The following is a 7,256-nucleotide window of genomic DNA, read 5'->3' on the forward strand; positions in this document are numbered from 1 at the left end:
TCAATTTCAATTATACTTGAAAGTGGAGCATTTGGCTCTATATTTTTTTGATCTCTCCAATTCTCTCTTTTACACCATTATACGGACACAATCTTTGAAGAATTTGTGCAATAGTGAAATAGAGACAGGGGTATACTCTATCAACCCGTCCTCTCTCATTTTGGCAAGTTCTCTGGACAAAGAGGTTCTTTGAACTCCGATTCTTTCAGCTAACGCCTTTTTTGTCATGTTAAGCTTGATTATATTTGAGTTTTGCTTTTTGCGTTCATAATCCAGGTAGCTTATGATACTTTCTCGAATTGTTCTGTTCACATAGTGCTTGATCCTGTCACCGAGGATTACCGTGTGGTCGGATACATACTCAAGGTAGCTCCTTAAAAACTCGTGATTATCCGAAAACAATTGGAACAGCCGATCCTTATTTATTTCCAGAATAAATGTAGCATCTTTGGCCGTGACGGTCATCGGATAATATGGATTTTTAGAAAACATTAGATTGCCGCCAAGGACATCGCCGCCATAAAAATCCGCTATTGTCATTAGATTGCCAGACTCGTCAATACGCTCAATAACCACTTTTCCAGAGAGAATGATTTCAAGCTTTGAGCAGAATTCCCCAACAAAATGAACAATATTGTTTTTTCCATACTCAGTTATATTACAGCTTCCTTCAGACAAGTATGACTCAATTTCTTCAGGCTTTATTGATTTGATAAGGTCAAACTGTCGCATTAATTCTAAATATTTTTTCATAATGCACTCCCGAAGTGTTACATTGGTAACACCTTTTTGCTTAGTATATCATTATAATAAGGATATATCAATAGAAGGAGGTCAAGTATGGATATATTTACAATTGCGTTTTGGATAATTGCGATTGTTTTTACCGTTATTTCACTCATTAAGGACAAGAGAAAAACATTCGCTGCAATGAAAAAATCAAAGGGCATGATGGGAAATATGTTAGGTGAAATTATAGCTATCATATTTTTAATCGGACTTGTTCTGACATTCATCCCGCCTGAAACAATAAAATCAGTTTTAGGTTCGGCAAACACATTTGTGTCAACAGTAGTTTCAGCGATTATCGGGAGCATTACCCTTATACCGGCTTTTGTCGCGTTTCCGTTGGTTGGGTCTTTGGTTGATGTTGGCGCAAGCATCGTTCCGGCAGTCGCATTCCTTACAACTCTCACAATGGTTGGAATTGTAACTTTCCCGTTCGAAAAGAAAGAGTTTGGGACAAAATTTGCGCTTACCAGAAACGCGCTTAGCTTTGGATTTGCGATTGTGATCGCACTAACAATGGGGGTGATTCTGTGAAGGCTATGTCAATAATGAAAAAGAACAAATTACTAATTTTTGTTGCACTCGTATACCTTGTGGTATTAGTTATATCACCCGACAAGGCATTGAAATCGGTTGGTAACAGTGTTTATTATCTGGTTGAAATGCTTCAGGTACTGCCAGTTATATTCTTGCTTACCGTTGTGATTGAAGCGCTGGTTCCGAAAGAAGTGATCATGCGAGGGTTTGGAGAAAAATCAGGCTTTAAAGGCAACCTGCTTGCTCTATTACTGGGGAGTATCTCGGCCGGTCCCATTTACGCCGCATTTCCTATCAGCAAGACTTTATTGGGGAAAGGTGCAAGCATATCCAATATCGTTATCATATTAAGCTCATGGGCAGTCATCAAAGTTCCCATGCTTGCCAACGAGGCGAAGTTCCTTGGTGTAAATTTCATGATTATCAGATGGGTACTTACGGTTATCGCAATATTCATAATGGCTTATATCACCGGCATGATTGTAAAAAAGAAGGATTTACCTGTTGATTCCAAAAAGGCGGCAACATTGGAGATTAAAGAAGATTATTGCATCGGTTGTGGTCTCTGCGTTAAGCTCCTCCCGGAGTTCTATGAAATGAACCAAAACAAAGCCGTAGTCACGAAAACGCCCGAAGGGAAGGAAGCGATACTGGCTCTCAAGGAATCTGTTGAAAAGTGTCCATCTAAAGCAATTATTCTGAACAAGGAGGAAATGGTATCGTGAAATACATAACCAACATCATTCGCTTACTGTTTCTCGCTCTTTTTATTTTTCTCATGGCAAATGGGAAAGTAGTACTTTGGCTTGCGTTGTTCGGAGTTAGTCTAATTATCGCTCTGATTTTCGGTAGAGTTTACTGCGGCTATGCTTGCCCTATGAATACCTTGATGATTCCCATCGAATGGCTATCCAAAAAGCTAAAGATTCAAACAGCGGTTGCGCCCAAGTGGCTTAAAAATGGCTATTTCACATGGATAACCTTGGTTATCAGTGTGGCAGTTATGCTTCTATCAAAAAGACTGCTGCACATTGACTTACCGATTCTGCCGTTCTGGCTGGTAGTGTCGGTACTTGTAACACTCAGATATAAACCGGAAGTATTTCATAATCTCATCTGCCCATTCGGAGCGCTGCAAAGAACATTCAGCAGATTTGCGCGCATGTCCGAAAAAGTCGATATAAGCGCCTGCGTCGGCTGCAGATTATGTGAAAGGGTATGTCCTTCCGGCGCGATTGCGGTAAGCGAGCCCGATAAGAAAGCCATCGTTAACGTTTCTTTGTGCCATCAGTGCACGAATTGCCGGCAAACCTGTCCCAAGGAAGCAATCCGGTATACAGGCGTTAAAAAAGGGTAATTACAGAAGCTCGAACTGATTTTTGTGAAACTTCAGAACGCCGTCGTCCCTGAGTTTTGAAAGCTCAGCCGACATAGCGCTGCGTTCGACAGAAAGATAATCTGCGAGTTCTTGACGATTGAACGGGATATAAAAACAATTGCCCTAAGCTTTTTTAGCCTCAGCCGAAAGATAGGCCAAAAGCTTTTCGCGAGTGGTTCGTTTTGAGATGAATTCAATTTTCTGAGTCAGCAATATGTTTTTCGTCGATACGATACTAAGCATATTTTGAATGAGCCTACTGCGAAAGCCACACGCCTTGGTGCACGGGACGGCAAGCCTGTGACAGTCGATAAAAAGCAGATCGCTTTCGGTCGTTGTAATTACACTGACTGGAAGCGTTTTTGTTTCCGAGCAGGCAAAGGATTCGGCAAAGAGATTTCCAATGTCAATTTTTGCAAGTATGCTTCTGTTTCCATAATAGTCGTCTTGAACGATCTGAACCTGTCCCGACAAAACGATACCGAATCGCTCGATTCTTTCACCGGTGGAAAACACAGTTTGACTTTTTTCATAATGTGACTCTTTTGCAGATAAGCAAGACAAGAGAGGCTGTAAATCACATTCATCTATATCTTTAAATAAATCCACTGTTTTCAATACATCTAAATATTTTTTCATAAAGCTCCCTTTTGTTGGATTTCCAACATACTTTTTTAACACAGTATAATATACTTAATACAACAAGTCAACACATCCCAAAGAGGTGATACAATATGATTAGAAAAATCATCAAAATTGATGAAGAAAAATGTAACGGCTGCGGTTTGTGCGCAAAAGCTTGCCATGAAGGAGCTATCGGAATGGTAAACGGAAAGGCAACGCTACTCCGCGACGATTACTGCGATGGTCTCGGAGACTGTCTGCCGGCCTGCCCGACAGGAGCTATCAGCTTTGAGGAACGCGAAGCAAAGGAATATGACGAAGCAGCGGTGAAGAAAAGCAAGCTGAGCATGCAGGAAGAAACGCTGGCCTGCGGATGTCCGGGCACGCAGTCTAAAACCATCCATCATGAAAGTAAATATGAGGTTGTTCCCAATATCAACGAAAATGAAAGCCAGTTGTCACAGTGGCCCGTCCAGATCAAACTTGTACCGATTAACGCTCCGTATTTCGCTAACGCCAATTTGCTGGTCGCCGCAGATTGTACGGCCTATGCTTACGGAAATTTTCACAACAGGTTTATCCGAAACAAAGTGACACTGATCGGCTGCCCCAAGCTTGATGAAGAGGATTACAGCGACAAGCTCACGGAGATCATTAAAAACAACAACATTAAGAGTGTTACAGTCGTCAGAATGGAGGTGCCCTGCTGCGGCGGAATCGAAAACGCGGTAAAAAGGGCGCTTCAAAATAGCGGCAAAATGATTCCCTGGCAGGTAGTGACGATTTCAACCGATGGAACAATTCTTGATTGACAGGAGGTAAGCATAATGATAGAAAAAGAGTATAAGCTGTCTACCACCAATGAAAAATCGATAGAAAAAATCGTATTTGACGAAAACCTTCATTACCTTCACATGGTGTTTAACAAAGGTGAGGGACTGCCGGAGCACTTATCAAATTCAAATGTGTATATGACCGTCATTCGCGGAAGACTTTCCATTGGCCTTGATGATCAGGAAATCCATGAGTACAAGGCCGGAACTCTGCTGAAAATTCCATTTCAGACTAAAATGAATGTCAGAAATGTGTATGACGAAACGCTGGAGCTAATTGTCGTAAAGGCACCCGCTCCAAAAGGCTGAAAAAAGAAGGAGGAACTCGGATGAAAAAGTACAGATGTATTCCCTGCGGGTATATCTATGATCCCGCGCTTGGTGATCCCGACAGCGGCATCGCACCCGACACATCTTTTGAAGATTTACCCGATGATTGGCAGTGTCCGATTTGTTTTGTCGGTAAGGACGATTTTGAACCTGTTGAAGACTAAATTTTAAAGGAGGAAGCAAAAATGAGTATGTTTTGTTATCAATGTCAAGAAACAGCCGGAGGAAAGGGCTGCGCGGTGCGCGGCGTCTGCGGAAAAACCGAAGAAGTAGCAATGCTTCAGGATCTTCTGATTTACACCCTTAAAGGTATCTCGCAGATTGTAGTCAAAGGGAAAGTCGATGTTAAAAGCCTCGGCGAGACAAATTATGAGGTGCTCAGCAGCCTGTTTATGACAATTACCAACGCGAATTTCGACGACGGCTCGATTGAGAAGCAGATCATGAAAATGATTGCCATCAGAGATAAGCTGAGAAATTCTAATTATTCTGCGGGTTCACACGACGCGGCCACTTTCACGGTAAGCTCCAGAGCGTCTATGCTGGAAAAGGCCGCTTCTGTCGGAGTGCTGGCAACCGCAAACGAAGATGTGCGTTCTCTCCGTGAGATGATCATATACGGACTAAAAGGCATGGCAGCCTACGCCGAGCACGCGAAAAACATCGGGAAAGAAGATTTGTCTATCAACACCTTCATATATGAGGCACTGGCGGCAACGCTGGACGATTCCCTCTCCGCCGATGATTTGGTGGCGCTAACGCTGAAGACAGGTGAATACGGCGTGAAAGTTATGGCTCTTCTGGATGAAGCCAACACATCAAGGTTTGGCAATCCTGAAATCACCGAAGTCAATATCGGCGTCAGAAAAAATCCGGCGATTCTGATTTCCGGCCACGACCTGACTGATCTGGAACAGCTTTTGGAGCAGACCAAAGGCACCGGCGTGGATGTTTATACCCACAGCGAGATGCTGCCTGCCCACTATTATCCGGCTTTCAAAAAATATAATAATTTTGCGGGCAATTACGGCAACGCTTGGTGGAAGCAGCTGGACGAATTTATATCCTTCCACGGTCCCATTCTGTTTACCACCAACTGTATCGTCCCGCCCAGAAGCGAAGAGGTTCGCGACAGAATCTTTACCACGGGTTCTACCGGTTATCCCGGCTGCAAGCATATTAAAGCCGACGAAAACGGCAAAAAGGATTTTTCAGAAATCATCGCACTTGCCAAAATCCTTCCCGCACCCGATGAGATTGAAACCGGCTCCATTGTCGGTGGCTTTGCTCATAATCAAGTCATGGCTCTGGCGGACAAGGTCGTAGATGCCGTTAAATCCGGTGCAATCAAGAAGTTTTTTGTGATGGCCGGCTGCGATGGACGTATGAAGTCCAGGGAATACTACACCGAGTTTGCCGAAAAACTTCCGAAGGATACGGTGATTCTCACAGCAGGCTGCGCAAAATACCGCTATAATAAGCTCAAGCTGGGCGATATCGGTGGGATTCCACGGGTTCTGGACGCCGGACAATGCAACGACTCCTATTCTCTGGCGGTCATTGCCCTGAAACTCAAAGAGGTGTTTGGACTCGACGATATTAACAAGCTGCCGATTGCCTTTAATATCGCCTGGTACGAACAGAAGGCCGTCATCGTTCTCTTGGCTCTGCTGTATCTGGGTGTGAAGAATATCCACCTTGGGCCCACGCTGCCAGGCTTCCTGTCTCCCAATGTGGCCAAGGTGTTGGTTGAAAAATTCGGTATTGCGGGTGTCGGAACAGTTGACGATGATATCAAACTGTTCATGAATGCCTGATAAAGAAAGGAATATCAGAATATGAAAGCGACGATTGACAGAGAAGGCTGTATTTCCTGTGGGCTATGTGCATCAACCTGTCCAGAGGTATTCCAGATGGCTGATGACGGGCGCGCGGAGGTTTGCGCGGACCCTGTTCCTGAATCTGTGGAAGATGCAGCAGCGGAAGCACGTGATAGCTGTCCCGTCTCTGTTATTATGATAGGATAAGCATAAGTTAGCACCCTTCAGAAAGTTAGCCTTTTTGAAGGGTGCTGATTTTTTTATTAAGGTTTATTTCCGAAGCGATTATTATAGTTATTGTTAGCTTTCATTTTTATTTGTGTACACTCTCACATGGAACAAACGGAAAAAGTCGAGGGTGTGCACAAAGCAAACGGAACAAACGGGAAACGTTCTGGGGGGGTGCATTTTGTATCAAACTCGTGCCCTTCTCCAACGTAAAATCGGAGTCCTTTAGGGCTCCGATTTTACGTTAGTAAGGTTGACGGGATTCGAACCTGAAAGGGCGCGACCGTGAAGCTCGGCAGCCCGGTGGGCTACCGAGTAGGGAGCGGTCCAAGCAGCCTGAAGGAGGCTGCGCAGGGCGGCAGATTGCTTGCAATCTGTGTAAATCCCACCTTCTCCGCCAACGTAAAATCGCTGATTGCAATAGATTGGAGGTTTTTTGATTCTTCATTTTTTTACTTCCATTAATTTCCAAAATGTTGTACCTTGTGGTCTAGTGTTGTACCTACTGTTGTACCTTTTTTGTCATTTTCTCCGGACATAAGCTTGGCAGCTTCGGTTATAGTTGTCTTGTCAGCTGATGCTTCCGTGGACAAGGATATGTTTTTAGCCAAGAGTATTAGACTGCAGACGCAGAAGGCTGAGTACAAGAACTTTAGTAATATAGCCAATCTCAGGGTGTAGATGGAACGCACACAGGAAGTTGGCTATGGACGAAGT

At 43.9% G+C, this 7,256-nt stretch carries 12 protein-coding genes; 8 read left to right on the top strand and 4 right to left on the bottom strand.

Going from position 1 to position 7,256, the window contains the following annotated elements:
- Positions 1-69 precede the first annotated feature (69 nt).
- Positions 70-753 (bottom strand): Crp/Fnr family transcriptional regulator, encoded by a 684-nt coding sequence (locus EV211_RS10200; RefSeq protein WP_133529330.1) that lies wholly within the window; start codon positions 751-753, stop codon positions 70-72.
- Between the two features lie 87 nt (positions 754-840).
- Between EV211_RS10200 and EV211_RS10205 the strand changes: the two genes are divergently transcribed.
- The 3 genes from EV211_RS10205 to EV211_RS10215 are packed head-to-tail and all read left to right on the top strand — an operon-like array spanning position 841 to position 2,683.
- Positions 841-1,323: a permease gene (locus EV211_RS10205; RefSeq protein WP_133529331.1), complete on the top strand. Its 483-nt coding sequence runs from the start codon at positions 841-843 to the stop codon at positions 1,321-1,323.
- A 14-nt stretch (positions 1,324-1,337) separates the two neighbouring features.
- The gene (locus EV211_RS10210; RefSeq protein ID WP_243108612.1) at positions 1,338-2,051 is read left to right on the top strand and encodes a permease; all 714 of its coding nucleotides are present in this window, start codon (positions 1,338-1,340) and stop codon (positions 2,049-2,051) included.
- Positions 2,048-2,683 carry a 4Fe-4S binding protein gene (locus tag EV211_RS10215; RefSeq protein WP_133529332.1) on the top strand — a complete coding sequence of 212 codons (636 nt, stop codon included), beginning with the start codon at positions 2,048-2,050 and terminating at the stop codon, positions 2,681-2,683. Before EV211_RS10210 ends, EV211_RS10215 begins: the two co-directional genes overlap by 4 nt.
- Here the strand turns inward: EV211_RS10215 and EV211_RS11185 are convergent, their stop codons facing one another.
- Complete coding sequence (locus EV211_RS11185; protein ID WP_408608632.1) at positions 2,684-2,812, bottom strand: helix-turn-helix domain-containing protein; 129 nt, start codon at positions 2,810-2,812, stop codon at positions 2,684-2,686.
- Between the two features lie 15 nt (positions 2,813-2,827).
- Entirely contained in the window at positions 2,828-3,343 is a 516-nt protein-coding gene (locus EV211_RS10220; RefSeq protein ID WP_330564683.1) for a Crp/Fnr family transcriptional regulator, read from the bottom strand.
- A gap of 95 nt (positions 3,344-3,438) precedes the next feature.
- Between EV211_RS10220 and EV211_RS10225 the strand changes: the two genes are divergently transcribed.
- The 5 genes from EV211_RS10225 to EV211_RS10245 are packed head-to-tail and all read left to right on the top strand — an operon-like array spanning position 3,439 to position 6,518.
- Positions 3,439-4,140 (top strand): ATP-binding protein, encoded by a 702-nt coding sequence (locus EV211_RS10225; protein WP_133529333.1) that lies wholly within the window; start codon positions 3,439-3,441, stop codon positions 4,138-4,140.
- A 15-nt stretch (positions 4,141-4,155) separates the two neighbouring features.
- Complete coding sequence (locus EV211_RS10230) at positions 4,156-4,470, top strand: cupin domain-containing protein (RefSeq protein ID WP_133529334.1); 315 nt, start codon at positions 4,156-4,158, stop codon at positions 4,468-4,470.
- A 20-nt stretch (positions 4,471-4,490) separates the two neighbouring features.
- Positions 4,491-4,655 carry a rubredoxin gene (gene rd, locus EV211_RS10235; RefSeq protein WP_133529335.1) on the top strand — a complete coding sequence of 55 codons (165 nt, stop codon included), beginning with the start codon at positions 4,491-4,493 and terminating at the stop codon, positions 4,653-4,655.
- A 21-nt stretch (positions 4,656-4,676) separates the two neighbouring features.
- On the top strand, positions 4,677-6,308 hold the full coding sequence (hcp, locus tag EV211_RS10240; RefSeq protein ID WP_133529336.1) for a hydroxylamine reductase: 1,632 nt from the start codon (positions 4,677-4,679) through the stop codon (positions 6,306-6,308).
- 21 nt (positions 6,309-6,329) lie between these two features.
- Positions 6,330-6,518: a ferredoxin gene (locus tag EV211_RS10245; RefSeq protein WP_133529337.1), complete on the top strand. Its 189-nt coding sequence runs from the start codon at positions 6,330-6,332 to the stop codon at positions 6,516-6,518.
- A gap of 482 nt (positions 6,519-7,000) precedes the next feature.
- Here the strand turns inward: EV211_RS10245 and EV211_RS10785 are convergent, their stop codons facing one another.
- Positions 7,001-7,150 carry a hypothetical protein gene (locus EV211_RS10785; RefSeq protein ID WP_166635445.1) on the bottom strand — a complete coding sequence of 50 codons (150 nt, stop codon included), beginning with the start codon at positions 7,148-7,150 and terminating at the stop codon, positions 7,001-7,003.
- Between the last annotated feature and the right edge of the window lie 106 nt (positions 7,151-7,256).

It is taken from the genome of Aminicella lysinilytica (assembly GCF_004362975.1).
GTDB classification, from domain to species: Bacteria; Bacillota; Clostridia; order Peptostreptococcales; family Anaerovoracaceae; genus Aminicella; species Aminicella lysinilytica.

What these genes read in the sequence shown, in the direction of transcription:
- EV211_RS10200 (WP_133529330.1), bottom strand. Translation starts at nt 753, where the DNA reads ATGAAAAAATATTTAGAATTAATGCGACAGTTTGACCTTATCAAATCA.
- EV211_RS10205 (WP_133529331.1), top strand. Translation starts at nt 841, where the DNA reads ATGGATATATTTACAATTGCGTTTTGGATAATTGCGATTGTTTTTACC.
- EV211_RS10210 (WP_243108612.1), top strand. Translation starts at nt 1,338, where the DNA reads ATGAAAAAGAACAAATTACTAATTTTTGTTGCACTCGTATACCTTGTG.
- EV211_RS10220 (WP_330564683.1), bottom strand. Translation starts at nt 3,343, where the DNA reads ATGAAAAAATATTTAGATGTATTGAAAACAGTGGATTTATTTAAAGAT.
- EV211_RS10225 (WP_133529333.1), top strand. Translation starts at nt 3,439, where the DNA reads ATGATTAGAAAAATCATCAAAATTGATGAAGAAAAATGTAACGGCTGC.
- EV211_RS10230 (WP_133529334.1), top strand. Translation starts at nt 4,156, where the DNA reads ATGATAGAAAAAGAGTATAAGCTGTCTACCACCAATGAAAAATCGATA.
- rd (WP_133529335.1), top strand. Translation starts at nt 4,491, where the DNA reads ATGAAAAAGTACAGATGTATTCCCTGCGGGTATATCTATGATCCCGCG.
- hcp (WP_133529336.1), top strand. Translation starts at nt 4,677, where the DNA reads ATGAGTATGTTTTGTTATCAATGTCAAGAAACAGCCGGAGGAAAGGGC.
- EV211_RS10245 (WP_133529337.1), top strand. Translation starts at nt 6,330, where the DNA reads ATGAAAGCGACGATTGACAGAGAAGGCTGTATTTCCTGTGGGCTATGT.